Origin of the sequence: Actinomadura rugatobispora, from assembly GCF_042656285.1 — a bacterium.
GTDB lineage: Bacteria > Actinomycetota > Actinomycetes > Streptosporangiales > Streptosporangiaceae > Spirillospora > Spirillospora rugatobispora.
On sequence record NZ_JBHSON010000027.1, the window covers coordinates 71,623 to 97,276 of the forward strand.

The following is a 25,654-nucleotide window of genomic DNA, read 5'->3' on the forward strand; positions in this document are numbered from 1 at the left end:
ATCACTTTGCTAGATTGATGCCATGCGCAAGGAGGATGCGATGAATGATCCCGCCGCCATGGCACTCACCCCCGAGGCACCGCCCGAGCTGCCCCGTCCCGACATCGCGGAGCGCCCCGCCCGCGACCGGGGCGGCTGGCCCATGCTCGGCCTGGCCCTGCTGCTGCTCGCCCTGGGCGCGGCGGCGATCCTGATCGGGATCGCCCCCGGCGGCGTCGCCGCCATCGCCGCCGGGCTCATCGTCGGCTCGCTGCTGGCGGTGGCCGCGGTGGTGGTCGCCGTCGGGCTGACCCCGGTCGCACCCGGCGAGGCCCGGGTGCTGCAGCTGCTCGGCCGCTACACCGGCACGGTCCGCACCGACGGGCTGCGCTGGGTCAACCCGATCACCGAGCGCAAGCGGATCTCCACCAGGATCCGCAACCACGAGACCGGGCTGGCCAAGGTCAACGACCTGGACGGCAACCCGATCGAGATCTCCGCGGTGGTCGTCTGGCAGGTCGAGGACACCGCCCTGGCCGAGTTCGCGGTCGACGACTTCGTGGAGTTCGTGGCCTTCCAGACCGAGGCCGCGGTCCGGCACATCGCCGGCAGCTTCCCCTACGACTCCCACGAGCGGCTCTCGCTGCGCGACAACGCCGACGAGATCACCGGCAAGCTGTCGGAGGAGCTGGCGCTGCGGGTCGCCTCCGCGGGCGTGTCCATCATCGAGTCGCGGATCACCCGGCTGGCCTACGCCCCGGAGATCGCCCAGGCCATGCTCCGCCGCCAGCAGGCCGGCGCGGTGGTGGCGGCCCGGCAGCGGATCGTCGAGGGCGCGGTCGGCATGGTCCAGCTGGCCCTGGAGCGGCTCGACGAGGAGAACGTGGTCGAGCTGGACGAGGAGCGCAAGGCCGCCATGGTCAGCAACCTGCTGGTGGTGCTGTGCGCCGACCGCGACGCCCAGCCGGTGGTCAACGCCGGTTCGCTCTACCAGTGACCTGTGGCTTCCGAACGTAAGAAGATCCTGCTGCGGCTCGACCCCGCCGTGCACGACGCGCTGGCCCGTTGGGCGGGGGACGAGCTGCGCAGCACCAACGCGCAGATCGAGTTCCTGCTGCGCCAGGCACTGAGCGACGCCGGGCGGATGCCCCGGTCCGCCGGACGGATGCGGCGGCCGGGCCGGCCGTCCAAGCCCCGGTCCGGCGCCGGGGACGAACCCGCGACGGAGAACGGCCCCGACGAGGGCGCCTCCGCGGAGAGCCCCACCGGAGACGAGATCTCCGCGGACCGGCCCTCCGGGGACCGGACTTCCGCCTCCCCCGACGAGGGGGAGCGCACGAGCGAGGACGAGGACGAGGATTAGGTCATGGTCGAGATCCCCGAATCCCTGCCGGCCAGGATGTTCCTGCTGGCCTACGACCTGGAGAAGAAGCGCCTGGCGGTGTCGGGCAGCCGCCTCGGCTACGTGCTGCGCGCCGCCGCCCTCACCGAGCTGTACCTGGACGGGAGGCTCACCGAGGAGCGGCGCAAGCCCAAGCCCGACACCCCCGGCGACGACCCGTACGGGCTGGTCGCGCAGATCGCCTCGTCCCGGCCGCGCTCCTGGCAGTACTGGGTGCGCAAGGACAGCCGGGCGATGGTCCGGACCGTGCGGGATGAGCTGGCGGGCGGCGGCTGGATCCGGGTGCGGCACCGCCGGGTGCTCGGCCTCTTCCCCTGCGACGAGGTCACGGTGAAGGATCCGCGGGTGGTCAAGACGCTGTGGGGCGGGGCGTCCTCGGCGCTGCGCGGCCGTCCGGTCGCGCACGTCAACAGCTACGACGCCGCGGCGGTGGCGCTGGCGGCGGCGGGCGAGCTCAAGACCGTGCTGCCGGGGGCCGACCGGCGGCGGCACAAGCGCCGGATCGCGGAGCTGACCGCGCGTTCCGGCCCGGCCGCCCCCGCGGTGCGCAAGGTGATCCAGGCCTACCACGCGGCGGCCGCCTCCGGCGGCTGACCGCCCTCCCCCGCCTCGAACCCCGTGCCCGGGCCCCGCACTCGCCGCGCCGCCCGGGCCTTCGGGCCGGGGAGCCCCGGGGACGCCCGAAGGGTTTGGGGGATAATGCCGGATTGACGGCAAGTTCGCGATATATAGACATTGCCGGATATCCCGTACGAAGGGGCGACGGTGCGGCGAGCCAAGCGGCGCGGCGGCGGAACGGAGGCGCCCCCCTCGGGCACGGGCGACGGCGCCGGGACACCCGGAAAACCCGAGACATCCGGGACACCTGGAGCACCGGTCCGCAATCCCTGGCGGGTGCTGTCGGCGGTCAGCCTCGGCACGGTCCTCCTCGTCGTCAACATCAGCACGCTCAACATCGCGCTCCCGGTGGTGGTCCGCCACTTCGACGCGAGCGCGTCCGCGGCCGGCTGGCTGCTGCTGGCCTTCATGCTCACCCAGACCTCGCTGCTGGTGGTGTTCGGCCGCATGGCCGACGTGTTCGGCCGCCGCGGCACCTACCTCTGCGGCCTGGCCGCGTTCACCGTGGCCAGCCTGCTGGCCGGGTTCGCGCCGAACGTGGAGACCCTGATCGCGCTGCGGGTGCTGCAGGGCGTCGGCGGGGCGGTGCTGCTGGCCAACGGGACCGCCGTCATCGCCTGGGCGTTCGGGCCGGCCCGGCTCAGCCAGGGCCTGGGCGTCTACCTCGGCGTGCTGGGCGCGGCCCCGCTGCTGGGGCCCTCGATCGGCGGCTACCTCGCCGGGTCGGCGGGCTGGCAGTGGGTGTTCTGGTTCAACGTCCCGCTCGGCGCGCTGGCGCTGGGCTGGGCGTTCCTGTCGCTGCCCCGGATGCCGCGCGGGGCGCGGGAACCGATCGACGTGCTGGGCGCGGTGCTGCTGACCGGGTGGCTGGGGGCGCTGGTGATCGCGCTGTCGGAGGCGGGGTCCCGGGGCTGGAACGGTCCGGCGACCATCGCGGGCGCCGTGGTCTGCGCGCTGCTGTTCCCGCTGTTCGTGATCCGGCAGCGCCGGATCCGGCATCCGCTGGTCGACCTGGCGCTGTTCGGCGACCGCGGGTTCACGGTGGGCTCGCTGGCCGCGCTGTTCAACACCCTGGCCCGGTTCGGGACGCTGCTGCTGCTGGCGCTGTTCCTGCAGGCGATCAGCGGCATGACGCCCGCGCAGGCCGGGCTGGCCGTGCTGCCCGGGCCGCTGGCGGGCATGGTGGCCGCGCCGGTGGGCGGCTTCCTGGGACGGCGCGTCGCCCCGCGCACCCTCGCCGTCGCCGGTTCGCTGATCACCTCCGCGGGGCTGGCGATGATGCTGCCGCTGCTGTCCGGGCACACCCCGTACTGGCTGGTCGCGCTGTGCCTGGCGCTGGTGTCGATCGGCAGCGGGGTGTTCACCACCGGCAACACCGCCGCGATCCTGGCGACCGTCCCGACCGAGCGGCTCGGCATCGTCAACGGGCTGCGGATGTCGCTGGTGAACGTCGGGAACGTGCTGAGCGCCGCGCTGTGCCTGGCCCTGGCCGCCTCCGCGCTCGCCCGCGACGACCGGCACCTGCTGTACCAGGGCGCGGCGGCGGGGCTGTCGCGCGACTCCATCGGCGATCTGGTCGCCGGATACCAGCGGGCGTTCACGCTGCTGCTGGTGGCCTCCCTGATCTGCACCTTCGCCTCCCTGTCCAACCGGCTGGTCCGCGTCCGGGACGGAGGCAAGGCCGGCAACGGCCCCGAGGAGAAGGCCCCGCGGGGAAAATCGTGTGCGGCCGAGAAAGGCGCGCCCTAGGCTGTCCGAATGATCGGAAGGCAGCGGCAGAACGCTTCTCCCCCCTCGATTTTCGAACACATCCGGGCGCACATTCCCGAGGAGGGCCCGGGGCTTTCCCCGGGCGGTGAAACGCTGCCCGACGAGGGCGACGGCGACGAGAAGTTCATGTGGGCCCCGGGGGCTCATGACGGCGTGCTCACCCACCATTGGGGCGGTTCAGGCGATCCCGAGGAAGTGCGACGGCTCTCGACCGCCCTCACCGACGCCGTCTCCGCGTCCAAGCGCGAGGCGCGGGCCGCCTACGAGGCGCTGTACGAGACCGCCAGGGGGATCACGATCGTCCCGGTCGTCGACGGCGTCCTGACCGGGGTGCGCTCGTCCGGCGTCGACCCCGAGGACTGCTACCGGCTGGCCCACCGCCTGGCGACCGAGGGAGGGCACCGCGAGCCCGTCAAGCTCGGCATCGCGCTGCTCGGCCTGTTCGACGCGGGGCACCACCGCGACGAGCTCATGATCCTGGGGCGGCACGACGAGTTCACCCTCTTCGCCGCGGTCGCCCTGGGCAACCGCGACGACGACGGCGCCGAGGCCGAGCTGTGGGAGCTGGCCCGCCAGGTGCGGGGCTGGGGGCGCGTCCACCTCGTCGAACGCCTTTCCGACACCGCCGATCCGCGGATCCGGGAATGGATTCTGCGGGACGGATTCCGCAACGAGGTGATGGACGCCTACCTCGCCGGAATCGCGGCCGAGACCGGCGGGCTGGCCGACGCCCTTTCCGGGGACCCCGACGACGAACTCCTCTACGCGGCGGGCGACATTCTCACCGCGCTGTCCGACGACGGCGGGCCGGTCCAGGGAATGCCCGGCTACGCCGACGGAAAGCGCGCGGCGTCCCTTTTCCTCGACCATATGTCGGCGCGGGCGGCCGACCTGCGGCATTTCCTGGCCGTGCAGGACGTGCGCGGCTACGCCGAGCGCGAGTGGCCGGAGCTGGCGGCGCGCTGCACGGAGATCATGGACCGCCCGCTGTGGGCCGACCTGGCGCGGCGGGGGCTCGCCTCCGAGGACCCGGCGGAGTTCCGCCGGGCCGCGCACGTCTGCCGGACGCTGGGCGTCCCGACGCTGCGGGCGCATCTGGACCGGCTGCGCACGCGCGATCCCTTCGACTCCGCCGACTGGTTCGGCGCCGTCGGGCAGGCCGGGCCGGACTCGATCGACGAGGTCCTCGCGCTGGCGGTCGAGCTGCTGCCCCTGGACGAGATCGCCACCGGCCCGGCCGACGAGATGGGCGTGGGCGAGCGCTTCGCCCCGCACCGCTGCCTCGACACGCTGCTGCAGGATCTCGGCGGCCGGCCCGGCCGCGGCGTGCCGCTGGTGATCGCGGGCCTGGCGAGCCCGGTCGTGCGCAACCGGAACATGGCGGTCCGGGCGCTGGACGGCTGGGGCCGGGACGCCTGGCCCGAGGGGGCCGGTGACGCGGTGGCCGCCGCCCTGGCCCGGGAGCCCGACGAGTCCGTGCGCGGGCGGCTCCAGGCACTGTTGGACGGCCGCCCCATCGACTGACCCTGGACCCGCCTACTCGACGACGAGCTCGACCGGGATGTTGCCGCGGGTCGCGTTGGAGTAGGGGCAGACCTGGTGGGCCTGCTCGACCAGCGCGCGGCCGGTGTCCCCGGCCAGTTCGTCGGGCAGCTCGACCCGCAGCACGACGCTGAGCCCGAACCCGCTCTCGACGTCGCCGCCGATGCCGACCTCGGCGGTGACCGAGACGTCCCTGACGTCGTGCCGCTCCGCCCTGGCGACGGCGCTCAGCGCGCTGGCGAAGCAGGCCGCGTACCCGGCGGCGAAGAGCTGCTCGGGGTTGGTGCCCTCGCCGCTGCCGCCCATCTCGCGGGGCAGGGCGAGGGGCAGGTCGAGCCTTCCGTCGGAGCTGACCGCGCGGCCGTCCCTTCCGCTGGCCGTGGCCGCGGCGGTGTAGTGCGCCGTGCTGCTCGTCGTCGCGCCGTCCGGCATGTCGTCTCCCTCGTGCCCGGTGGGCCGATCCCACCTGCTCACAATTGAAGATAGCACAACTTAGTTGTGCACAACTCAGGTGGCCCGGTCCGGCCTTGTCCGTTTCGACCCGCGCCACGGGGTTTGCCGGGCATCGTCAGGGCAGACAGCACGTAAGAGGAGCAGCGTTCTACGGAGAAGACGTGGAGATCAACTTCGATCTTCGGTTCCCCAGGGACGCGGCGAGCGTCCCGGCGATCCGCCGGCTGCTGGACGCCTCGCTGGACGTGCTCGGGGTCGAGGAGCCGATTCGCGGTGACATCGGGCTGATGCTGACCGAGGCGTGCGCCAACGTCGTGCAGCACGCCCGGGCGGGCGACGCCTACACGGTCCGGGTCCTCATCGTGGACGAGCGCTGCGTCATCAAGGTGATCGACCACGGCCGCGGCTTCGACCCGGCGCGGCTGGCGCCGGGTCACCCGGTCGCCCCCGACCCCACCGCCGAGCACGGCCGCGGCATGCTGATCATGGAGACGCTGGCCGACGAGGTGCGGCTGCACTCCTACCCCGAGCACGGCGCGCTGGTGTCGCTGGAGAAGAAGCTGCACTACGGCGGCGACACGCTGGGCCGGCGGCTGGCCGACTCGGCCTGGGCGAACGGCCACACGCCCCCGCCCGGAAGTAGGGTGCGTCTCATGAACGAGGCCGATCCCGAGCTCCAGGAGTTCGCGACGAGGCTGTTCGACCTGGCCAGGCAGGGTCAGACCGAGCAGCTGGTCGCCTACGTCGAGGCGGGCGTCCCCGCCAACCTCTGCAACGACAAGGGCGACACGCTGCTCATGCTGGCCGCCTACCACGGCCACGCCGACACCGTGCGCGCCCTCGCGGCCCGCGGCGCCGACCCGGACCGGGAGAACGACCGCGGCCAGCGCCCGCTGTCCGGCGCCGTCTTCAAGAAGGAGCCGGCGGTGGTGCGGGCCCTGCTGGACGCCGGCGCCGACCCCAGGGCCGGGACGCCCTCCGCGTACGACACCGCGCAGATGTTCGGCCAGGCCGAGTTCGTGGTCTGGTTCGACGAGCGGGCCGCCCCGTCCTCCTGACGAAGGTCGGGGGTGGAAGGGCCCGTTCGGGCATGATCACCTGACCGGCCCTGGCCCCGCCATCCGGACGTCCGCTTCGTCCCTTAGGGCGTGTCCGCCCATTGCGGAGGGCCGACGAGAGCGAGTTCGACGACGGCCTCGCCGAGCCGCCGGCGGTGGAGCGGATCCTCGGGAAGTTCGGCGCCGCGGGCCTGCTCGTCCGCGAGGACGGCACCGTGGCGATCGCGTCCGCGGCGCTGCTGCGCGCCTGGCCCCGGCTGCGCGGCTGGGTCGCCGCCGAGCGCGACGGGCTGCCCGTCCACCACGACCTCGCCGACGCCGCGCTGCTCTGGGACCGCAACGGGCGCAAGAGCAGCGACCTGTACCAGGGGACGCCGCTGGAGCGGGCGATGCGCTGGGCCGCCACCGGCCGCCGCCACGCCGCGCTCAACCTGGTCGAGAACGTGGGCCTGGACGCCTGCGCCGCGCTGGGGCGGCGCCGGGCGCGGCTGCGGCGGGTGCTCGTCGGGGTGCTGTCGGCGCTGCTGGCGCTGCTGGCGGTCACGACCGTGACCGTCGTCGCGCAGCAGCGCACCGTGACCCGGCAGCGCGACGAGGCGGTCGCCCGGCGGCTGGCCGGGCAGGCGGCGGAGCTGCGCCGGAGCGATCCGCGCACGGCGCGGCGCCTGGCGGTCGCCGCCGCCCGCCTCGCCGCCGTCCCCGAGACGCGGTCGGCGGTGCTGGCCGCGCTCGGCCAGGTGGAGGAGGACGTCTTCACCCCGCCGGGGCACTCGCCCGAGGGCGGCGCGATGGCGCTGGCGCCCGACGGCCGCACCCTGGTCACGGCCGACGCGGGCACCGCGCGGCTGTGGGACCTGGACACCCACCGGCAGACCCGTTCCGTCCCGATCTCGGTCCCGGCCGCCGAGGGCGTCGCGCTGAGTCCCGACGGCTCCACCGTCGCGGTCGGGTACGGCGACGGCCGGGCGCGGCTGTGGGACGTGCGCACCGGCCGCGCGCTCGGGACGGAGTTCGGCGAGCCCGACCCGCGCAACACCTCCCCCGTCCAGGTCGAGTTCTCCCCGCGCGGCGGCCACGTGCTCATCTCGACCAGTGAGCGCCTCCAGCTGTGGTCGGGCGGCGCGGCGCCGCGGCTCGCGCTCCGCCGGGACGGTCCGCCCAAGACCCACGCCTTCAGCCCCGACGACCGGACGATCATCCTCGCGGTGACCGAGGAGTTCGAGTGGTGGGACATCGCCGCGCACCGGCGGCTGCCGGTCGACGGGACGCCGCTGGCGCCCGCGGACCGGCCCGGCAACGTGGCCTTCAGCCCCGACGGGCGGCTGTTCGCCCGTACCGAGGACACCGGGATCACCGTCACCGAACTGGCGACCGGGCGCCGCGCCGCCTGGCTGTTCACGGCGAACGAGCAGCCCCTGGTCCCCGTGTTCAGCCCCGACGGCGCGTTCCTGGCCGATGGGGGGCGGCTGTGGCGCCCCGCCGCCGGAGCCGCGGTGAGCGGCCTGCTGATGCGCAACCGGGACATGGAGGCACAGTGCGGGCCCTCGCGGTTCGGGGCCGGGGCCCGCACCCTGCGCTGCGTCCGTGAAGGGCGGGCGGTCGTCTCCACCGACGTGAGCGCCTACACGCGCGCGCCCGTCCTCCCCGGCGCGCCCACGCCCGCCGAGGCCGCGTTCAGCCGTGACGGCCGCATGCTGGCCACGCTGGAGGGCGACCGGGTACGGGTCTGGGACGTGCGCGGGCGCCGCCCGGTGACGGAGATGCCGACCGCGGCGGAGGCCGTCCCCGGGTCCGCGGACGAGCGCTTCGCCTGGAGCGCCGACGGCCGCAGGCTCGCCGTGGTCGCCGCGGACGGCGCCGGCATCGACGTCTGGGAGGTGCCCGCCCGGAGGAAGACCGGCTCGCTCACCGCGCCGGGACGGCCGGGCCTGCGGGTGCGTGAGCTGGAGTTCGCCCCGGACGGAGGGAGCCTCGACACCATCGGCGAGGAGGGCTCGCAGAACGTCCTGGAGTACTGGCGGGTCTCCCCCGCCGGGCTGATCCGTTCGCAGCCCTTGCCGTCACCGTCGGGCCCCGAGCAGGCGGCGACGACGTTCGAGGGGCTCGGCCTGGTCTTCGCGCCGGACGGGCGGTCGGTGACCGTGGGCCGGGGCGCGGGCACCTTCGCGTTCCCGTCCGGCGCGCGGAGCGCACCGCCCGGCCCCGGCATGGGCCCCGTCCGGGCCGCCGCCCCCGACGGCCGGACCCTCGCCGCCGTCGACTCGGGCCGGGACGTCGCCTTCTGGGACGCCCGCACGCAGCGCCGCACGGCGCTGCGGCTGCTCGGCGGGACCGGCCAGGAGCGCACCGCGATCGTCTCCGTGGCGTTCTCCCCGGACGGGCGGACCGTCGCCACCGGAGACGACGCCGGGGCGGTACGGCTGTGGGACGCCGCGAGCGGGGCGCCGATCGGCGGGGCGTTCACCGGCCACTCCTCCAGCGTGCTGGCGCTGGCGTTCGCGCCGGAAGGCCGGAGCCTGCTGGCCGTGGACGGAAGCGGCGTCTTGACCTCCTCCCCCTCGTGAACGAGGGGGATTCCAACCCGTGCCCTCAGGAGAGAACAGGTTGAGGTTCGCGGTTCATCCGCCCCGGCACCCCGGAGCGTCCCCGCGCAGCAACGGCCGGTCCGGCCGCCGTGCCCACGAGCGTGCACACGAGGCTCGCCTCGTAGGCGATGTTGCGTGCCGCGTTCACATCGGCGTTGCAGGCGAAACCACAGGACCGACACCGGAAACGCGCTTGGCTCTCACGCGCCTGCGGGTCGATGGTCCTGCACGCCGAGCAGCGCTGCGAGGTGAACGCGGGGTTGATCTTGTACACGCGGCCGGGGGCCTTGTCCTCCAGCCGCTCCACCAGCTTGGCCCAGCCGTTGGCGAGGATGCCCCGGTTCAGTCCCGCCTTGGCGGCGACGTTGCGTCCCGGCCGCTGGAGGGTGCCTCTGGCCGAGCGGGTCATGCCCGAGACGTTGAGGTCCTCGACGCCGATCACCTCGAACCGGCGGGCCAGGGCGGTGGAGGTCTGCTCCACCCAGTTCTTGCGCCGGTCGCTTTCGCGGGTGTTGAGGCGGGCGAGCGCGGCCTTGAGAGCGGCGCGGCGGCGGGAGCCGCGCCGGGCGCGTCCCAGCCTGCGGGCCAGCCGCTCCAGGCGCCGCTGTTCTCCGGGGGTGAGGCCGGGCACGTGCAGCAGGTCCCCGGTCGAGAGGGCGGCGCTGACGGTGACGCCCCGGTCCACCCCGACCACGCTCCCGTCACCGGGCCCGGGGACCGGGGGCGGGACGTGCGCGAAGGCCACATGCCAGCGCCCGGCCCGGTCACGGGTGACCCGGTAGGACTTCACACCCGCCGGTACCGGCCGCGACAGCCGGAACCACACCCATCCGCACTTGGGCACCAGCACCGCACCCCACTTGCGCGACAGGCGCCTGACCTGGTGGGGTTTGACGCCGATCTGCCGGAACCCCTCGTGCACGCCCTGCTTGCGCCAGGTGGGGCGGCGGTGGGTACCGGCGAAGAAGTTGGCCATCGCCTGCGCGAAGTCGCGCAAGGCCTGCTGCTGGACGGTCTGCGGCCCGGCCCGTAGCCACCCGAACTCGGCGCGGGCCTCGGTGAGCTGCCGAAACTGCTCGTGGTAGCCGGGTGCGCCGCCCCGGTGCCGGGACCAGAAGGCGTGCTGCTCCAGAGCCAGGTTCCATACGAACCGGGCGTGCGCGCAATGCGAGAGCAGGACGTACTCCTGCTCGGGCGTGGGGTCCAGACGGTAACGCGACACAAGTGTGAGCGTAGCGTGCACGCTCGAACACAGGGACGAGAACGTGCAGGATGGTGCCTGGTCGGCGGACATTCGCCCTGGGGGCGAATCTCCTTCCCCTGCCCTGCTCCGCAGGGGTCCGATTCCTCCCCGGCCTGAAGGCCGGGGTTTCCTCGGAGGTTCTTGGATGAAGGAGCACGTCCTCGACCCGGCGCGGGCCGCGGCCGCGCTGTGCGGCGGCCGCGGCGGCCTGACGGAGGCGGAGTGGCGGCGGTACGTCCCCGAGGTCCCCTACCGCCGGACCTGCTGACCGTTCAGTGGTCGGCCGGGGCCAGGTCCAGGGTGTGGCCGTTCGACCCCTCGGCGAGCAGGACGCGGCGGGCCGGGAGCGGGATCTCGATGCCCTCGATCTGGAAGCGGCGGTGCAGCCGCTTGACGAACTCGTGCTTGAGGCGGAACTGCTCGCCGAACTCGGTGATCCGCAGGATGACGGTGAAGTTGATCGCCGAGTCGGCGAAGGTGTGGAAGCGGACCAGGGTCTCGTGCTCCTTCACCGCGCCCTCGATCTCGTTCATCACCTCGGTGCCGATCTCGACGACGACCTTCTCCACGTGCTCCAGGTCGCTGCCGTAGGCCACCTTCGCCTGGATCAGCAGGGACATGTCCTGCGCCGGGCGGTGGTAGTTGGTGAGGATCGTGTCGGAGAACCGCTGGTTGGGGATCACCTCGACGTTGTCGGACAGGGTCCGGATGGAGGTGTTGCGCCAGTTGATGTCGACGACGTACCCCTCCTGGCCGCTGCTGAGCCTGATGTAGTCGCCGGGCTCGATGGTCTTGGACGCCAGCACGTGCACGCCCGCGAACAGGTTGGCCAGGGTGTCCTGGAGGGCCAGCGCGACCGCCAGGCCGCCGACGCCCAGGGCGCCCAGCAGCGGGGTGATGGAGACCCCGAGGCTCTGCAGCATCACCAGCATGCCGATGCCGAGCACGACCACCCGGGTGATGTTGGCGAAGATCGTCACGTTGGCGGCCACGCCCTGCCGGGCCAGCGCGATCGAGGTGACGATGCCGGCGATCAGCCGGGCGCAGGCCAGCGAGACGATGACGATCGTCAGCGCGGTGAGCACCCGGGCGGTGACCGAGAGCGAGCCGGGCTTGAGGTCCAGCACGTTCGCCGCGATCCAGGCGCCGCCGAGCAGGGCCAGCGGGACCGCGAGGTCGTGCAGCAGCTTGGCGGCCAGGTCGTCCCAGGCCCAGCGGCTGTCGACCGCCCGCTTGTTCAGCCGTCCCGACAGGATGCGCAGGACGACCGCGACGGCCAGCGCCACCGCGAACACCACGGCGGCGGCGATGATCCGGCCCCAGTCCAGCGACTCAGGCATGACGTGAATCTCTCCCTCCGGGCGGCGGCCTGCTCCGGCCGCACGCACCGTTTTCTGGCAGTACGCGGCATAAATTCGCTCTGCTGTACTGATCCCGATTTGGCCCGATCGTAGTGAAAATGTTCGGCGCCGGGGACGATCTCGGAAGACCCTGCCCACTGTCGGTAAGGCCACACGGTAAGTGACGCAAACGCAGGTCACGAGCAGTAAGTGAAACGTCACGGGCACGCGCCGTGAAAAATGTGGCGCGGACCTCCCTTCCCCCGCGGCGGAACGGCGGAGGTCGCCGATTAGGGTTGATCGAGTGGTAGGTCTGGGTCTCATGCGCCGTCTGGGGACCACGGCGCTCGGGCTTCCGAACGGTCCCCACCGGGTGTCGGTGCGCCGCGACCTTGAGGTCCCGGCCGCCGACGGGATCACGCTGCTGGCCGATCACTACGCGCCGGTGGACGTCGACCGGCCGCCGACCGTGCTGGTCCGCTCGCCCTACGGCAGGCGCGGCCCGTTCGGCCTCATGTGCGGCCAGGCGTTCGCCTCGCACGGCTTCCAGGCCGTGGTGCAGAGCGTGCGCGGCGGCTTCGGCTCCGGCGGGGTCTTCGAGCCGCTGGACGAGAGCGAGGACGGCCTGGCCACGATCGCGTGGCTGAAGGAGCAGCCGTGGTTCGGCGGCACGTTCGCCATGCACGGCCCCAGCTACCTCGGATATGTGCAGTGGGCGGTGGCGGCCGAGGCCGGTCCCGAGCTCAAGGCCCTGTCGATGCAGGTGACGGCGTCGCAGTTCCGCGACGCCATCAACGTCGGCGGCACCTTCGCGCTGGAGTCCACGCTGATCTGGGTCGACCTCACCTCCCGGATGAAGCACCCGCTGTCGGGCATCACCACCGGCCTCATGTCACCGCGCCGGGCCCGCCGCGCCGCGCTCTCGGGCCGCCCACTGGCCGAACTCGACGTGCTGGCGACCGGCGAGCAGCGCCGCTTCTTCCAGGACCTGCTGGTCAGCGGCCCCGACACGCCCTTCTGGGACCGGCGCGACTTCAGCCCGACCGTGTCCGAGGTCAAGGCGCCGGTGAACATGACCGGCGGCTGGTACGACATCTTCCTGCCCTGGCAGCTCAAGGACTACGCGGCGCTGCGCGCGGGCGGGCACCGGCCCTACCTCACCATCGGCCCCTGGTTCCACGCCGACCAGCGGATGATGCGCGGCTCGATCGGCGAGTCGCTGAGCTGGTTCCGCGCCCACCTCCTGGACGACCCCGCCGGCCTGCGCGAGAAACCCGTCCGGCTGTTCGTCACGGGAGCCGAGGAGTGGCGCGAGTTCCCGGACTGGCCCGTCCCGGGCATGCGGGAGCGGCGCTGGCACCTGCTCCCCGACGGCGGCCTCGGCCACGACCGCGCGCCCGAGTCCGAACCCGACCGCTACCGGTACGACCCCGACCACCCCACGCCGTTCCTGGGCGGCCCCACCCTGCTGGGCGACAACCACCCGGTCACCGACCAGCGCCGCCTGGAGCGCCGCCGCGACGTGCTCACCTACACCTCGGAGGAGCTCGAAGAGGACCTGGAGATCATCGGCCCGGTCACGGCCGAGCTGTTCGTCCGGTCCGACCGGGAGCACACCGACTTCGTGGTGCGGCTGTGCGACGTGGACCCCGACGGCAAGTCGCTGAACCTGTGCGAGGGCATGCGACGGCTCGTCCCCGGCACCCCGGAGGCCGACGAGGAGGGCGTGCGCCGCGTCGCGGTGGAGCTGTGGCCCGTCGGCCACCGGTTCCCGGCCGGGCACCGCGTCCGCGTGCAGGTGTGCAGCGGCGCCTACCCGCGGGTGGCGCGCAATCCGGGCACCGGCGAGCCGATCGGCACCGCGTCCACGATGCTCACCGCCGACCAGGAGATCTTCCACGAGCCGGGCAGGCCGTCGGCGATCGTGCTCCCCGAGATGCCGGCCGGCTAGCCCTTGGCGGAGCGGGCGCGCAGGGCGGCCAGGGCCTTGTCGGCGTGCACGTTCATCCGGATCTCGCTCTTCACGATCTCCAGGACGCGGCGGTCGGTGTCAATGACGAACGTCTGCCGCTTGGTCGGCGCCAGCGCCACCCCCCGCTTCACCCCGAAGAGCGCGCGCACCGTGCCGTCGGCGTCGGCCAGCAGCGGGTAGCCGAAGTCGTGCTTGTCGGCGAACTCCTTCTGCTTGGCCACGTCGTCGCCGCTGATCCCCACCGGGTGCGCGCCGACCTCGGCCAGCTCGCCCTTGAGGTCGCGGAAGTGGCACGCCTCGGAGGTGCACCCCGGCGTCATCGCGGCGGGATAGAAGAAGAGGACGACCGGGCCGTCCTCCAGCAGGCCGCCGAGCGTACGGGTGCGGCCCGTCTCGTCCGGCAGTTCGAAGTCGTCGACCACGTCGCCCACGTTCATGGACTGAACGTACAACAGCGACACGCCCGGCGGCAGGGGGCCCTCAGCCCAACAGCGCCGTGATGTCCGCCACCGTCCACGCCCGCGCGGCGCCCGGACGGGCGCAGAGATAGGCGGCGGCGCGCCCGGCCGTCCAGCCGTGCGCCTCCCGCAGCCCGTTGCCGAGCATGGTGAGGTACGGGGCGGTCGGCGCGTTCAGCTCGGCGCGGGCCGCGCCGTCGGGCGAGGTGAAGGTGAGCATCGGGTGCCCGTCGCGCTCGCCGACCCGGATGAGGGTCTCGTACCGGCCCGGGCCGAGCGTCTGCCGCCCGGTCCGCAGCACCTCCGACAGGTCGGGGTCCTCGCCCACCTCCCGGCGCATCTCCTGCGCCACCACGTCGCAGAACTGCTGCCGGGTGAGGAGGTAGGCGCGCGCCGCGGCACGGCCGGGCAGCCCCCGGTCGTAGAAGGCCATGCCGCCGCCCCACGTCAGCGAGGTCAGCGCGAAGTAGATGCCGCCGGGCAGCTCGACCGCCCGGGAGGCCCGGGCGGGCCTGGTGTCGCGGCAGCCGGTGTAGGTCCGGGCTCCGCCCGCGGGCCGCCCTCCGGCCAGGTAGCAGGAAAAACGCTCCTGATAGAGGTTGGACCCATAGGCCACGTACCAGACCGCCGCTTCCCCGCTCATCGCGCCCCAGTGTACGAACAGCGCCGATCAGCGGCCGACGGTATGGCGCCGGTCACGTTCCCCCTTGTCCGGTCCTTTTTTCGAGAGACGTACGTTTCAGCGGCGCTCGACCGGAAACACAAAGATCGAGCGGGTGTCTACGACGCAGATACCTCCAGGTTTCTCCTGTGCTAAACCCGGAGGTTCTCGTCATGCAGCGTCCTTTGAACATCGCCCTGGTGTCCGCCTCCGACCTCGACGGCGAACACGTCCAGGCGATCCACACCCGGGAGCTCGCCCGCGCCCTCGCCCGACCGGCGTCCGACGACTCCACGGGTCACCAGGTCACGCTGTACACGCGCCGCCACGACGCCGCGGCGCGTGCGCGCGTCAGGCTGGGGCCCGGCGCGTCCGTGCAGCAGATCGACGCGGGCCCGGCCCGGCCGCTGGACGACGACCAGCTGCTCCAGCACGTCCGCGACTTCGCGGAGGGGCTGCGCGACCGCTGGCGCGGCACCGGGCGCCCCGACCTCGTCCACGCGCACGGCTGGATCGGCGGACTGGCCGCCTGCGCGGTGGCCCGCGAGCTCGGCATCCCGTTCGTGGTGAGCCCGCACGGCCTCGGCGCCGCCGAGCGCCAGGCCGGGCGCCGCGTCCACCCGGCCCGGGCACGGCTGGAGAAGGCGATCGGCCGGGAGGCCGCCGCGGTCGTCACCGCCTGCGCCGACGAGGCCGCCACGCTGGTCCGGATGGGCGTCCCCCGCCGCACGATCACGATGGTGCCCTACGGGGTGGACGGCGACCAGTTCAGCCAGATCGGCCCGGCCATGCCGCACGGCGCCCGGGACCGCCTCGTCACCGTCGCCCACGACCTGGAGGGCGGCGGGGTCGCCACCGCCATCCGCGCCCTGGTCCACGTGCCCGGCGCCGAGCTGGCCGTCGCCGGCGGCCCGCCCCGCGAGGAGCTGGAGAACGACGCCGCCGTGCACCGGCTGCGGCTGCTGGCCAAGGAGCTGCACGTCGAGGACCGGGTGATCTTCCTGGGCCGGGTGCCGCGCAAGTCGCTCCCCCGGCTGCTGCGCACCGCCAAGCTGGCGCTGTGCCTGGCCCCCGTCCAGCCGTCCCCGCTGGTGCCGCTGGAGGCCATGGCCTGCGGCGTCCCCGTGGTCGCCACCCGGGCAGGCGGGAACGCCGACACCGTGCTGGACGGCATCACCGGGATCCACGTCCCGGCCGGCCGTCCCGTGCAGATCGGCCGCGCCGTCCGCCGCCTGCTGACCGAGGACACCACCCTCAACGGGTACGCCATCGCCGCCGCCGACCGGGCCCACTCCCGCTTCTCCTGGGACCGCATCGCCGCCGAGACGCTGCGCGCCTACACCAAGGTGCTGCCCCCCGAGCCCGAGCCCGAGGCGGCCGCCGCGGCCGAGACCGGCGCGGGCGTCGAAGAGCCCGTCCTGGTCGGCTGACCAGAGCGGCGTACGGGCCCCCGGACCTCCCGACCCCATCCCTCGGTCCGGGGGTCCGTGCGTGTCCGGGGACGGGCAGGCGCATCCCCCCGCGGGTGCCATACTCGGCGTCATGGGAGGAGGCGATCGTTCCGGGACGCTGATCGGCCGGGCCGCCGAGCTGGCCGCCCTCACCGGCGCCCTGGACCGGGCCGCCGCGGGCGCCGCCGGGGTCGTGCTGGTCAGCGGCGACGCCGGGGTCGGCAAGTCGCACCTGGTCGGCGCGCTCACCCGGATCGCCCGCGACCGCGGCTGCACCGTCCTGGCCGGCCAGTGCGCCGAACTCGGCGAGAGCATGCCGTACCTGCCGCTGGCCGACGCCCTGTGGACCGGCTCCGCCGACCCCGCGCTGCGCGCCGCCCTCGACGACCGGCCGGTGCTGCGGCGGCTGCTGCCCGACGGCGGCGGCGACGGCGTCCCGGCCGGGGACCTCGGCCAGCAGCGGCTGTTCGGCGCCGTCCTGGGACTGCTCGGCGAGCTGGGCCGCGACCGCCCCGTGCTGCTGGTGCTGGAGGACCTGCACTGGGCCGACCGCTCCACCCGCCACCTGCTGACCTTCCTCAGCCGCGTCCTGCAGCGCGAACGGGTCTGCCTGGTCGGCACCTACCGCTCCGACGACCTGCACCGGCGGCACCCGCTCCGCCCGGTCGTCGCCGAGCTGCTGCGGCTCCCCGAGGTCGGCGCGGTCGAGCTGGGCCCGTTCGGGCACGGCGAGACCGCCGAGTACCTGGCCTCCCTCGGCGGCGACGGCGCCCCGCCCACCGCCGAGGAGATCAACCGGGTGCACCGCCGCTCGGAGGGCAACCCGTTCTACGCGGCCGAGCTCTACACCGCCGCCCGCACCGACGAGGAGCTGCCCGCCGGGCTCGCCGACCTCCTCCTCGCCCGCGTCGAACGCCTCTCCGAGAACGCCGCCCGCGTGGTGCGGGCCGCGTCGGTCGCCGGGCACCGGGTCGACGACGAACCGGTCCGCCAGGTCTGCGGGCTGGACGAGGCCGCCGCCGGCGAGGCGCTGCGCGAGATCGTCTCGCACCGGCTGCTGATCCCCGACGGCGCCCAGGGGTACACCTTCCGGCACGCGCTGCTCCGCGAGGCGGTGTACGCCGACCTGCTCCCGGGCGAGCGGACCCGGCTGCACGCCGCGTACGCCGACCTCCTGAAGCGGGCGCCCGCCGTCCCCGGCCGGGTCGCCGCCGAACTCGCCCACCACAGCCTGGCCGCCCACGACCTGCCCGCCGCGTTCGCCGCGTCCGTCCAGGCCGGCCGCGAGGCCGAGCGGATGGGCGCCCCCGACGAGGCCCACGAGCACTACGACCGCGCCCTGTCCCTCTGGGACGCCGTGCCCGGCCCGGAGGAGGCCGCCGGGACCGGCCGCGTCCAACTGGAACTGGCCGCGGTCCGCTCCTCCGGCCGCTCCGGCGAGCCGCGCCGCGCCATCTCCCGCCTGCGCCGCCTGCTGGAGGAGGCCGACCCCGCCGACGTCCGGATGGGGGTGCTGCTGCGCGAGCACCTGGCCTACTACCTCGACGACGTCAAGCAGCACGACGAGTCGATGGCGGTGTCCCGCGAGGCCATCGCCATGCTCCCCGCCGACCCGCCCACGGCCGAGCGCGCCTCCGCCCTCGCCACCTACGTCCGCACCATGCTGTTCGAGGAGGTGGACCCGAGCCTGCGCGCCGTCGCCGAGGAGGCCGTCGCCGCCGCCCGCGCCGCCGGAGCGGCCGACGCCGAGGCCAGCGCCCTGGTCAGCCTCGGCATCTACCGGGAGACCCGGGAACCCGACCCCGAGGTCGGCGCGCTGTTCGCCCGCGCCCGCGACCTCGCCGTCGGCGCGGGCAACTACCAGGTCGGGCAGCGCGCCGCGTTCCACCTCGCCCGCTCCATCTTCGACCGCGGCGACCTGCCCGCCGCCGTCCGCGCCGCCGACGACGGTGTGGCCTTCTCCCTCGCCAACGGCCTCGGCTGGAGCCCCTACGGCAGCACCCTGCGCTGCCTGCAGTTCCTCATCCACTACACCTCCGGCGACTGGGAGGAAGCCGGACGGCTCGCCGCCGACTTCCCGATGCAGGTCGTCCGCCCCGCCGAGGCGCAGGTCTCCTCCTACGCCCTCTTCCTAGAGGTCGCCCGCGGCGAGGACATCACCGAACGCTTCCGCTGGCTCGAACCGGTCTGGCCTGAGGACGACTTCATCGCCTACGTCGCCCGCGGCCTGGCCGCCGAGCACGCCCTCTGGCAGGGCGACACCGCGGCGGCCCTCGACCACGCCACGGCCGCCCAGGCCGTCCTGCCCGCGCAGGACGTCGCGGCCGTCCGGGTCATCGCCACCGCCCTGTGGGCGCACGCCGACCGCGCCGTCCAGGCCCGCGCCTCCGGCGACAACGGCACCGCCGCGTCGGCCGTCGAGGCCGCCGACAACCTTCTCGAACGCGCCCGCGCCACCGTGGCCACCACCCCCGACGGCCGCACCCGCGCCTGGCTCGGCCTGGAAGGCCACGCCTGGCTGGCCCGCGCCGAAGCCGAACACGCCCGCGCGCACGGCGCCAACGACCCCGCCCTGTGGCGCAAGACCCTCGAAGCCTTCTCCTACGGCTTCACCTACGAGTTGGCCCGCACCCGCTGGCGCCTGGCCGAATCCCTGGCCGCCCAGGGCTCCCGCGAGGAGGCCCTGAACGAATGGCGCACGGCCGCGCAGGAGGCCGAGTCCCTGGGCGCCGCCCCTCTCGTCCGGGCCCTGACCGACCTAGGCGCCCGCGCCCGCCTCACCGCGCAGCAGCCCGAGCCCGCAGCCGGTGGTCTGACCGCCCGCGAACGCGAAGTCCTCAAGCTCGTAGCCGAAGGCCGCAACAACAAGGAGATAGCCGCAGCCCTCTTCATCAGCCCCAAGACGGCCAGCGTCCACGTCTCCAACATCCTCGCGAAGCTAGACGTCACCAGCCGAACCCAAGCCGCCGCCAAGGCTCACGCCGACGGCCTCCTCACCGGCTGAGACCGCCCACCTGCCCCGTCGCCGTGATGGTGGCAGCGCGCGAATCAGTGATCGATTCGTGACCGGCGAAACGTTGCCTCTGGAGCGGTGTCCGAACGGTCGTCAGCAAAGGCTCTCCATCGCGGCGGACGAGGAAAGAGGGGAACGGCGAGAACGGATGAGGGTTCTGCTCGTGGAGGACGATCCTCGTTTCGCCGCGGCGCTGACGAGGGCGCTCCACCGGTGCGGGTACGAGGTGGAGCACGTCCGCACGGCCGCGGCCGCCCTGGACGCCTCGCCGGGCGAGGCCGTCCTGCTGGGGCTGCCGCTGCCCGCCGGCGACGGGCTGGAGGCGTGCCGGCGGTTGCGCGCCCGCAGCGAGGTCGCGATCATCATCCTGTCCGAGCGCGGCACCGAGCGCGACCGCGTGACGGGGCTGCGCGAGGGCGCCGACGACTACCTGGTCAGACCGTTCGGCATCGCCGAGTTGCAGGCCAGGCTGGACGCGGTGCTGCGCCGGATCCGGCCCCGGGCCGCCGGGGCGCGAACGATCGGCGGGCTCCGGGTGGATCTGGACGGGCGCATCGCCTACGTGAACGACGTCGCGATCCGGCTGACTCCGAAGGAGTTCACCCTGCTCGCCGCGCTCGCCCGCGAGCACGGAACGGTCGTGCCCCGCGAGCGGCTGCACCGCGAGGTCTGGCAGACCTCTTGGGAGGGCAAGTCCCGCACCCTCGACGTGCACATCTCGACGCTGCGCACGAAGATACGTCCCGCCGCCGTGCTGGAGTCCGTCCACGCGGTCGGCTACCGGTTGCGGGCGACCGGCGCGCCGTCCCCTCCGGGCAGCGGGCCGGGCGCCGTCGACGCCACGGCGGAGAACCGGTGAGACGCGGACGGAGCCGGTGATGCGCCGCCGGGGTGGACGGCCACAGAACGATCTCCTCGAACCGGAGCGGCGACCTGGATACGCCTGCGCTGACGACGCGCTGACCGGCAACCGGCCGGCCGTCGCGGCCGTGATCCGGCTCTGGCGCCGCGCCCGCTCATCATCGCCGAGCCGTAGGCCGGGACGGGGAGGTCATCGGCGCCCGCGTGGTCGACGCGGACGCGGCAGCACGCGTCGGCGGTGGCAGTCGCGATCTCGGCCGGCAACGGCGTCTCGTCGGCCTACCACCGCTTGTCGCGCAGAGGCGTCCACACTCGCGTAGCCGAGCCCAGCCCGTTTCATGCGGCGTCCACCTTCTTGGGCAGCTCGTCGGCCGACGTGCACTCGCAGGCGCCATTTCCCGCCGCCCTCCGGGACCACCGCGCCCCGGTAGGTGGCCGCAGTATCCGTGATGACGGCGTTCGCGGCGGAACTCAACCGCGCCTCACGCCCTCCGGCCTGGGCGCGCAATTTCTGGCTTCCGCTCGGCGGTCTGGCGGTAACCCCATCGAGTGGTTTCTCAGGAAGATCCAGTTACCGGCTTTTCTTGACATCGCTTCAAGGCGGGCGGCCGTGGACGCTCTCCGTGATGAGCCGGTCGCGGGCGAGAGCGAGATGTTAGAAAAGCTTCAAATCAGGCGTCCTCCTATGGCGTGGTCGCGGGCCGCTGCGATTGCCTCCGAGTAGTCCCGCCCGCGCCGCGGAGCGGGAGGCCGGCTCACAGCCCTTGCGAAGGTGGCGTCAACGATGAGCAGACCCGGTCGCCGTGTGGTCGAGGCGGGCACGGCGAGCGTCGCCTTCGCCGTGGCGGCCGGCACGGCTCCGATCACGAGAGGCGCCAATGCGACAAAATCCAGCGAGCCGTCGCAAGGGAATCCTGGCCGTGCTCGCGGCGTCGGCCTTCGCACTTCCGCTCACCCTGACGCCGCCGGCACATGCGTACGTGCGGTATTGCACGGATCCGCACACCTGGGGCCGCGCGTGCTTCCAGCCGGCCGGCGAGATCATGTACGTCTATGACGACGACGCCGATGGCCACCACGTCCGCGGCGTGGCATTCGACGGGAGCGTGCCCGACAACACACCCCTGTACACCTGCGCGAACACCAAGGGGGCAGGCACGGTCCAAGAATGCAACTTCAGTTTCCCCGAAGGTCACCTCATCCACTTCCAGGCCCGCCTGCACGAAGGTGATTTCCGCCTGGACGAGTCACGCTGGAAGTCAGCCTATGCCTAGCAAAATCCGTCAACACGTCCTGGCGATGCTGGCCGTGCCGGTCGCCGCCCTTCCCGTCATCCTGGCGCCGCCGGCGCAGGCGTCCATTCGGTATTGCACCGACCCGCACACCTGGGGCCGGGTGTGCTTCCAGCCGGACGGTGAGATCCTGTACGTCGAGGACAACGAGGCCGACGGGCACCATGTCCGCGGATTCGCCTGGTCCGAGAGTGTCGAAGGCACTCCCGCCACATACGAGTGCAAGAACACGAAAGGCGCGGGCACGGTGAGGGAATGTAACTTCAGCTGGCCCGAAAGGCATCGGATCTACTTCTTCGCCGCCCTGTACGAAGGCGACAAGCGACTGGCGAGTTCGGACAGCAAATCGGCCTATGCCTGACGCCGCACGCAGTCGGCGAACCGATTGACGGCGGGGATCTCGCGGGCCACCGCACACGCCGGAGCGGCGAGATCCCCGTCCGAGCCGAGCACCGGAACCGCGGTCACGGGCAGCATGGTCAGAGGTTCCAGGACCAGCCGTGGAGGAGGCCGAGTCCCTGGGCGCGACCCCTCTCGTCCGGGTCCTGACCGTCTGACCGCCCGCGAACGCGAAGCCTTCAAACTCGTAGCCGAAGGCCGCAACAACAAGCAGATAGCCGCGGCCCTCTTCATCAGCCCGAAACCAGCCAGCGTCCACGTCTCCAACATCCTCGCCAAACTAGACGTCACCAGCCGAACCCAGGCAGCCGCCAAAGGTCACGCCGACGGCCTTCTCACCGGCTGACCCGCCGATCACCACCGGTGCGCACAGATCAAGGCGCGGATCGCCTCGTCCGACTTCTCGTCGAAGGTGTCGGACCACCGCGTCCCCTGGCGTTCCTCGATCCGCGAACACAGCAGTTCTAGGGCCTCCCTGTCCTTGGGATCTTCCGGTGAAGCCGCACGTAGGATGAGCGCGGCACCGGGCGCGTTGTCGTAGAGCGCGGGATCCCAGAGGCGGCCAGTGAACTGGTCAAGCAAACCAGGATGACTCGCAATCGCCGCCGCCAACGCATCGCTGTCCCAGTTGCGGGGCGGAAGATCGAGCGAGAACCCCACAAGCTCGGCGAGCAGGACGTGATCAAACATGTGGGCCTTGGTCTTTAGCAGCATGGCCAATTTCGAGGCCACATCTCTGAGTTCCTCTTCCGGCACGTCCCTGGGAAACCACAAGTATATTTCTGGGATGTCACCTTCGGTGGCCGCGAGTAGGGGAATGAGCCAGCTCAGCATTACGTCATGCCAACGGCTGCCGATTATCTCATAAACGTGGCGATCATGAATGGCCAGGCCGAGCCGCAGGCGAGCCTCGCGGTCGGAGTCACCGACCAGCCGGGCGTGGAAGACGTCCACCAGCTCACGTCTCATCCGCTGCCTCTCAGACCTGACCTTCTCTTCCCTCCACGTCAGGGTGGAGAGGAGCGAATGCCAACAGTCGGTGTCGAGACCTGCCTTCCAGAGGTCGACAGTGGATCGCCACACGGTCGACGGGTCGGGCTCGTCCGGCCATAGGCGGTCGAGCGATACAGGCGTGGCAGAGTCCAGGAGGACGCGCAGCAGGACGAGGTTCGCAGAGTACGCCGCCGCCCCCCTGACGCGGTCAACGCTCATGGGGCGGTAGCCCGCGTAGCGATTCGAGCCATGTCTCCTACGGTGCCCCTCGACGAGGGTCTCCAGTAGCCGCAGGATCCGGTTCCGCTCTGCGGTGCCAAATTCGGCGGAAAGCTCTGCGGCGAACTCGAGCGTGGGGCGACGGGTCGAGAGCGGCTGATGCGAGAGCAGCGCGAACAGCAGGTCATCGTCGGGCTCGCGCGGTCCGCGCCGCCCCCCGAACGCGGCCTCCGCGGTCTCGGCCAGCAGCTCCACGACCTGGGACGCCAGAAGGTACTCGCCGAAGGTCGCGTGCAAGAACTCGTAGTTCTGCCGGGCGCCCTCAACGCCGTGAGTTTGCGCCTCGGACGCGTGCACGAAGAAGAAGCGTCCGATGACCTGCTGCCCCAGATCGGCGACACGCACCGCGGTACCCGGGCCGTCGCCCGCCAGCGCTGCCAGGTCTGCACCCAGCTCAACGTCCGAGACATCCTGGCGGCCGCGATTGAACATAGCGAAGGCGGCCACACCGAGTTGCCACAACTCCTCCCGGACTGCCTCGTCCACATCCTTCTTCTGTTCGGTCTTGTCGACCTCGCGGCGAGTGAAGTTCTCCAGCAGTCGCTGGTACAGACTGGCCTTGGAAGCATCGGCCTCCAACTCGGGCAGGGTGGGATCGGCCGAGTAGAGGGCGAGCATGAGCAGCAGGAGCGGCTGCTGCGCCAGTTCGCGCTGGGCCAGTGCGGACTCCAGCGGCAGCGGCCTGACGCTTCCCGCCTGGATCCCGGTCGCGTTCGTGCTGTTCCAGATGTCGAGCCAGGCGGCGATCTGGTTCTCGTCGAAGTCCTCCAGCTTGACCAGGGCCGTCCCCGGCGGGATCCGGACGCGGTCGGCGACGACCGTGCGGGAGGTCACGACGACCACCACGGGACGGTCCTGCTCGGCTTCCCGGCGCTGGAAGTCGACTACCTCCTGCAGGTAGGCGCTGCGATCACCGGCTGCCTGGAGCAGTTCGTCCAGGCCGTCCAGCAGGACGACGCGGATCGTGGAGGTGCTCTGGTCTGCGAGTTCCCACCAGTCGACCCGGCGGTGCGTGGCGTCGTTGAGGGCCTGCTGCACCTGGTCGTACACGGGAGCGTCCGCATCCACGCTCCTAAGAGGCACTCGCACAACCGTGTACGCCGACGGCGGCAACCGCGCGGCCAGCACCTTGGTCAGCAGACTCTTGCCCGCGCCGGGATGCCCGAGCAGCAGCAGCGGAGCGCACACCGCGTCGGGCGCCGTGACATGCGCGGCCAAGAAGAGATCGAAGTCGTCGCCGACCTCGCACTCGTCCCACCACGTCTCGTCCGCCGGACGGGACACCGCGTTCACCACGTCGGCCCGGTACCTGGGGTTGATGAAGGCCGCGCCCACCGTGGGCAGCAGCAACTCCTCACCGACCCGCATGGTATCCGCCGAGATGACGGGCCGGTCCAAGCCTCCGCGGTTGGCGCGGTACACGACGGCGCGCAGGTCACGGTCCGGGCGCAGCCCCTCCCCCGCGATCAAGCCCAGCAGTGCCTCCACCCGTGCCAGCGCCCTGGACTGCCCATCCAGCGCGGTCATGACGTCGCCGCGCACGTCGTCGACCTGCGCCCTCGTTGCGGCGTGCTCGCCCAGCATCGCCCAGACCATGAACTCTGGAACGGTCGCCGCCAGCCGCAGGTAGTGCGACCGGTATCGCTCCTCCGCTGCGTCAACGGTCGATATGTCTGGCAAGCGCCGATCGGAAAGGGGCTCGCCGATCTGGTCGAAATACTCCCGGGTGGGCCCGGTCAGCTCGACGAACCACTGGCGGAGATGCCGCGTATTCTCCTCGAACCCCCTGATGGCCGACGGAACGGGGACCGGCGCCCGGTACAACGCGGTGATGGCGTCCTCAAATCGGCCGCTCCCCTCTTCCCCCGACGCCAACGCCCTGCGCCGAGCTTCCCCAAGTCCCGCGTCGGCGCCGAGCTGCTCGTTGAGCGTCTCGAAGAAGGCTGCGACGACGATCGTGGTGTGGGCGGCGGCGACGAGGCGGTGGCGTTCGTGGCCGCCGGTCTTGAGCAGTCGGTCGGAGGCGCCGTCCAGGAGCTTGCGGACCAGGGAGACGGCCTCGTTCTTCTGGTCTACCCAGCCCCAGAGCGCCGCGATCCCCGCCACTGGTGCCAGGGCGGTGGCGCCGGTGAGCGCGGCCGCTCCGGCGACCGCGCCGCTGCCGAGGATGATCCCGCCCAGCAGCTTGTTGAGCTTCTCCAGCCGAGGCCGGTCATGGTGGCCGAGGATTTGCAGGGCACCTTGGTATGTCAGGGCAGGGTCACGCCGCATGCCCCAAGGTTAGG

Annotated in this window: 20 protein-coding genes and 1 pseudogene; 15 read left to right on the forward strand and 6 right to left on the reverse strand. The window is 72.6% G+C overall.

From position 1 onward, the window contains the following. The first annotated feature begins 40 nt into the window (after window positions 1-40). The 5 genes and pseudogenes from ACFPZN_RS20450 to ACFPZN_RS20470 all read left to right on the forward strand — a co-directional run bounded on the left by ACFPZN_RS20450 (window position 41) and on the right by ACFPZN_RS20470 (window position 5,293). The gene (locus tag ACFPZN_RS20450; protein ID WP_378283641.1) at window positions 41-976 is read left to right on the forward strand and encodes an SPFH domain-containing protein; all 936 of its coding nucleotides are present in this window, start codon (window positions 41-43) and stop codon (window positions 974-976) included. A gap of 3 nt (window positions 977-979) precedes the next feature. After that, a pseudogene (locus ACFPZN_RS20455) lies at window positions 980-1,216 on the forward strand (type II toxin-antitoxin system antitoxin); the annotation flags it as partial. A 129-nt stretch (window positions 1,217-1,345) separates the two neighbouring features. Further along, a complete protein-coding gene (locus tag ACFPZN_RS20460; protein ID WP_378283642.1) occupies window positions 1,346-1,975 on the forward strand; it encodes a GOLPH3/VPS74 family protein in 630 nt (209 codons plus the stop codon). Between the two features lie 171 nt (window positions 1,976-2,146). After that, entirely contained in the window at window positions 2,147-3,748 is a 1,602-nt protein-coding gene (locus ACFPZN_RS20465) for a DHA2 family efflux MFS transporter permease subunit (RefSeq protein WP_378283643.1), read from the forward strand. A 9-nt stretch (window positions 3,749-3,757) separates the two neighbouring features. Then, complete coding sequence (locus tag ACFPZN_RS20470; protein ID WP_378283644.1) at window positions 3,758-5,293, forward strand: hypothetical protein; 1,536 nt, start codon at window positions 3,758-3,760, stop codon at window positions 5,291-5,293. A gap of 12 nt (window positions 5,294-5,305) precedes the next feature. Here ACFPZN_RS20470 and ACFPZN_RS20475 read toward each other — a convergent pair whose 3' ends face one another. Continuing rightward, window positions 5,306-5,743, reverse strand: coding sequence for an organic hydroperoxide resistance protein (locus tag ACFPZN_RS20475; protein WP_378283645.1), 438 nt, complete (start codon window positions 5,741-5,743; stop codon window positions 5,306-5,308). A 182-nt stretch (window positions 5,744-5,925) separates the two neighbouring features. On the opposite strand from ACFPZN_RS20475, the gene ACFPZN_RS20480 reads away from it, so the two are divergent. Both ACFPZN_RS20480 and ACFPZN_RS20485 read left to right on the forward strand, forming a co-directional pair. After that, window positions 5,926-6,822 carry an ATP-binding protein gene (locus ACFPZN_RS20480; RefSeq protein WP_378283646.1) on the forward strand — a complete coding sequence of 299 codons (897 nt, stop codon included), beginning with the start codon at window positions 5,926-5,928 and terminating at the stop codon, window positions 6,820-6,822. A 101-nt stretch (window positions 6,823-6,923) separates the two neighbouring features. Next, window positions 6,924-9,386, forward strand: coding sequence for a WD40 repeat domain-containing protein (locus ACFPZN_RS20485; protein ID WP_378283647.1), 2,463 nt, complete (start codon window positions 6,924-6,926; stop codon window positions 9,384-9,386). A 25-nt stretch (window positions 9,387-9,411) separates the two neighbouring features. Here ACFPZN_RS20485 and ACFPZN_RS20490 read toward each other — a convergent pair whose 3' ends face one another. Next, window positions 9,412-10,629: an RNA-guided endonuclease InsQ/TnpB family protein gene (locus ACFPZN_RS20490; protein WP_378283648.1), complete on the reverse strand. Its 1,218-nt coding sequence runs from the start codon at window positions 10,627-10,629 to the stop codon at window positions 9,412-9,414. 166 nt (window positions 10,630-10,795) lie between these two features. Between ACFPZN_RS20490 and ACFPZN_RS20495 the strand changes: the two genes are divergently transcribed. Beyond that, window positions 10,796-10,918 carry a hypothetical protein gene (locus tag ACFPZN_RS20495; protein WP_378283649.1) on the forward strand — a complete coding sequence of 41 codons (123 nt, stop codon included), beginning with the start codon at window positions 10,796-10,798 and terminating at the stop codon, window positions 10,916-10,918. A 4-nt stretch (window positions 10,919-10,922) separates the two neighbouring features. Here the strand turns inward: ACFPZN_RS20495 and ACFPZN_RS20500 are convergent, their stop codons facing one another. Beyond that, window positions 10,923-11,990: a mechanosensitive ion channel family protein gene (locus ACFPZN_RS20500; RefSeq protein WP_378283650.1), complete on the reverse strand. Its 1,068-nt coding sequence runs from the start codon at window positions 11,988-11,990 to the stop codon at window positions 10,923-10,925. A 322-nt stretch (window positions 11,991-12,312) separates the two neighbouring features. Between ACFPZN_RS20500 and ACFPZN_RS20505 the strand changes: the two genes are divergently transcribed. Further along, window positions 12,313-13,941 (forward strand): CocE/NonD family hydrolase, encoded by a 1,629-nt coding sequence (locus ACFPZN_RS20505; RefSeq protein ID WP_378283651.1) that lies wholly within the window; start codon window positions 12,313-12,315, stop codon window positions 13,939-13,941. On the opposite strand, the gene ACFPZN_RS20510 is transcribed toward ACFPZN_RS20505, so the two are convergent. Next, window positions 13,938-14,399 carry a peroxiredoxin gene (locus tag ACFPZN_RS20510; protein WP_378283653.1) on the reverse strand — a complete coding sequence of 154 codons (462 nt, stop codon included), beginning with the start codon at window positions 14,397-14,399 and terminating at the stop codon, window positions 13,938-13,940. The two genes, ACFPZN_RS20505 and ACFPZN_RS20510, sit on opposite strands and share 4 nt — an antisense overlap. 43 nt (window positions 14,400-14,442) lie before the next feature. Continuing rightward, a complete protein-coding gene (locus ACFPZN_RS20515; RefSeq protein ID WP_378283654.1) occupies window positions 14,443-15,063 on the reverse strand; it encodes a histone deacetylase in 621 nt (206 codons plus the stop codon). Window positions 15,064-15,254: 191 nt separating this feature from the next. Here ACFPZN_RS20515 and ACFPZN_RS20520 point away from each other — a divergent pair, with 191 nt between their 5' ends. From ACFPZN_RS20520 to ACFPZN_RS20545, 6 genes are all read left to right on the forward strand, one after another. Then, entirely contained in the window at window positions 15,255-16,511 is a 1,257-nt protein-coding gene (locus ACFPZN_RS20520; RefSeq protein WP_378283655.1) for a glycosyltransferase, read from the forward strand. 112 nt (window positions 16,512-16,623) lie between these two features. Then, the gene (locus ACFPZN_RS20525) at window positions 16,624-19,536 is read left to right on the forward strand and encodes a helix-turn-helix transcriptional regulator (protein ID WP_378283656.1); all 2,913 of its coding nucleotides are present in this window, start codon (window positions 16,624-16,626) and stop codon (window positions 19,534-19,536) included. Between the two features lie 157 nt (window positions 19,537-19,693). Next, on the forward strand, window positions 19,694-20,404 hold the full coding sequence (locus ACFPZN_RS20530) for a response regulator transcription factor (protein ID WP_378283657.1): 711 nt from the start codon (window positions 19,694-19,696) through the stop codon (window positions 20,402-20,404). Between the two features lie 922 nt (window positions 20,405-21,326). Continuing rightward, window positions 21,327-21,680 carry a hypothetical protein gene (locus ACFPZN_RS20535; RefSeq protein ID WP_378283658.1) on the forward strand — a complete coding sequence of 118 codons (354 nt, stop codon included), beginning with the start codon at window positions 21,327-21,329 and terminating at the stop codon, window positions 21,678-21,680. Further along, window positions 21,673-22,059 carry a hypothetical protein gene (locus tag ACFPZN_RS20540; protein ID WP_378283660.1) on the forward strand — a complete coding sequence of 129 codons (387 nt, stop codon included), beginning with the start codon at window positions 21,673-21,675 and terminating at the stop codon, window positions 22,057-22,059. Before ACFPZN_RS20535 ends, ACFPZN_RS20540 begins: the two co-directional genes overlap by 8 nt. A gap of 114 nt (window positions 22,060-22,173) precedes the next feature. Beyond that, complete coding sequence (locus ACFPZN_RS20545; RefSeq protein ID WP_378283661.1) at window positions 22,174-22,443, forward strand: helix-turn-helix domain-containing protein; 270 nt, start codon at window positions 22,174-22,176, stop codon at window positions 22,441-22,443. An 8-nt stretch (window positions 22,444-22,451) separates the two neighbouring features. Here the strand turns inward: ACFPZN_RS20545 and ACFPZN_RS20550 are convergent, their stop codons facing one another. Beyond that, window positions 22,452-25,640 (reverse strand): NACHT domain-containing protein, encoded by a 3,189-nt coding sequence (locus tag ACFPZN_RS20550; protein ID WP_378283662.1) that lies wholly within the window; start codon window positions 25,638-25,640, stop codon window positions 22,452-22,454. Window positions 25,641-25,654 lie beyond the last annotated feature (14 nt).

Coding starts and splice junctions, on each gene's coding strand:
- ACFPZN_RS20450 (WP_378283641.1), top strand. CDS start 41: ATGAATGATCCCGCCGCCATGGCACTCACCCCCGAGGCACCGCCCGAG.
- ACFPZN_RS20460 (WP_378283642.1), top strand. CDS start 1,346: ATGGTCGAGATCCCCGAATCCCTGCCGGCCAGGATGTTCCTGCTGGCC.
- ACFPZN_RS20470 (WP_378283644.1), top strand. CDS start 3,758: ATGATCGGAAGGCAGCGGCAGAACGCTTCTCCCCCCTCGATTTTCGAA.
- ACFPZN_RS20475 (WP_378283645.1), bottom strand. CDS start 5,743: ATGCCGGACGGCGCGACGACGAGCAGCACGGCGCACTACACCGCCGCG.
- ACFPZN_RS20495 (WP_378283649.1), top strand. CDS start 10,796: ATGAAGGAGCACGTCCTCGACCCGGCGCGGGCCGCGGCCGCGCTGTGC.
- ACFPZN_RS20500 (WP_378283650.1), bottom strand. CDS start 11,990: ATGCCTGAGTCGCTGGACTGGGGCCGGATCATCGCCGCCGCCGTGGTG.
- ACFPZN_RS20505 (WP_378283651.1), top strand. CDS start 12,313: ATGCGCCGTCTGGGGACCACGGCGCTCGGGCTTCCGAACGGTCCCCAC.
- ACFPZN_RS20510 (WP_378283653.1), bottom strand. CDS start 14,399: ATGAACGTGGGCGACGTGGTCGACGACTTCGAACTGCCGGACGAGACG.
- ACFPZN_RS20515 (WP_378283654.1), bottom strand. CDS start 15,063: ATGAGCGGGGAAGCGGCGGTCTGGTACGTGGCCTATGGGTCCAACCTC.
- ACFPZN_RS20520 (WP_378283655.1), top strand. CDS start 15,255: ATGCAGCGTCCTTTGAACATCGCCCTGGTGTCCGCCTCCGACCTCGAC.
- ACFPZN_RS20525 (WP_378283656.1), top strand. CDS start 16,624: ATGGGAGGAGGCGATCGTTCCGGGACGCTGATCGGCCGGGCCGCCGAG.
- ACFPZN_RS20530 (WP_378283657.1), top strand. CDS start 19,694: ATGAGGGTTCTGCTCGTGGAGGACGATCCTCGTTTCGCCGCGGCGCTG.
- ACFPZN_RS20540 (WP_378283660.1), top strand. CDS start 21,673: ATGCCTAGCAAAATCCGTCAACACGTCCTGGCGATGCTGGCCGTGCCG.
- ACFPZN_RS20545 (WP_378283661.1), top strand. CDS start 22,174: ATGGTCAGAGGTTCCAGGACCAGCCGTGGAGGAGGCCGAGTCCCTGGG.
- ACFPZN_RS20550 (WP_378283662.1), bottom strand. CDS start 25,640: ATGCGGCGTGACCCTGCCCTGACATACCAAGGTGCCCTGCAAATCCTC.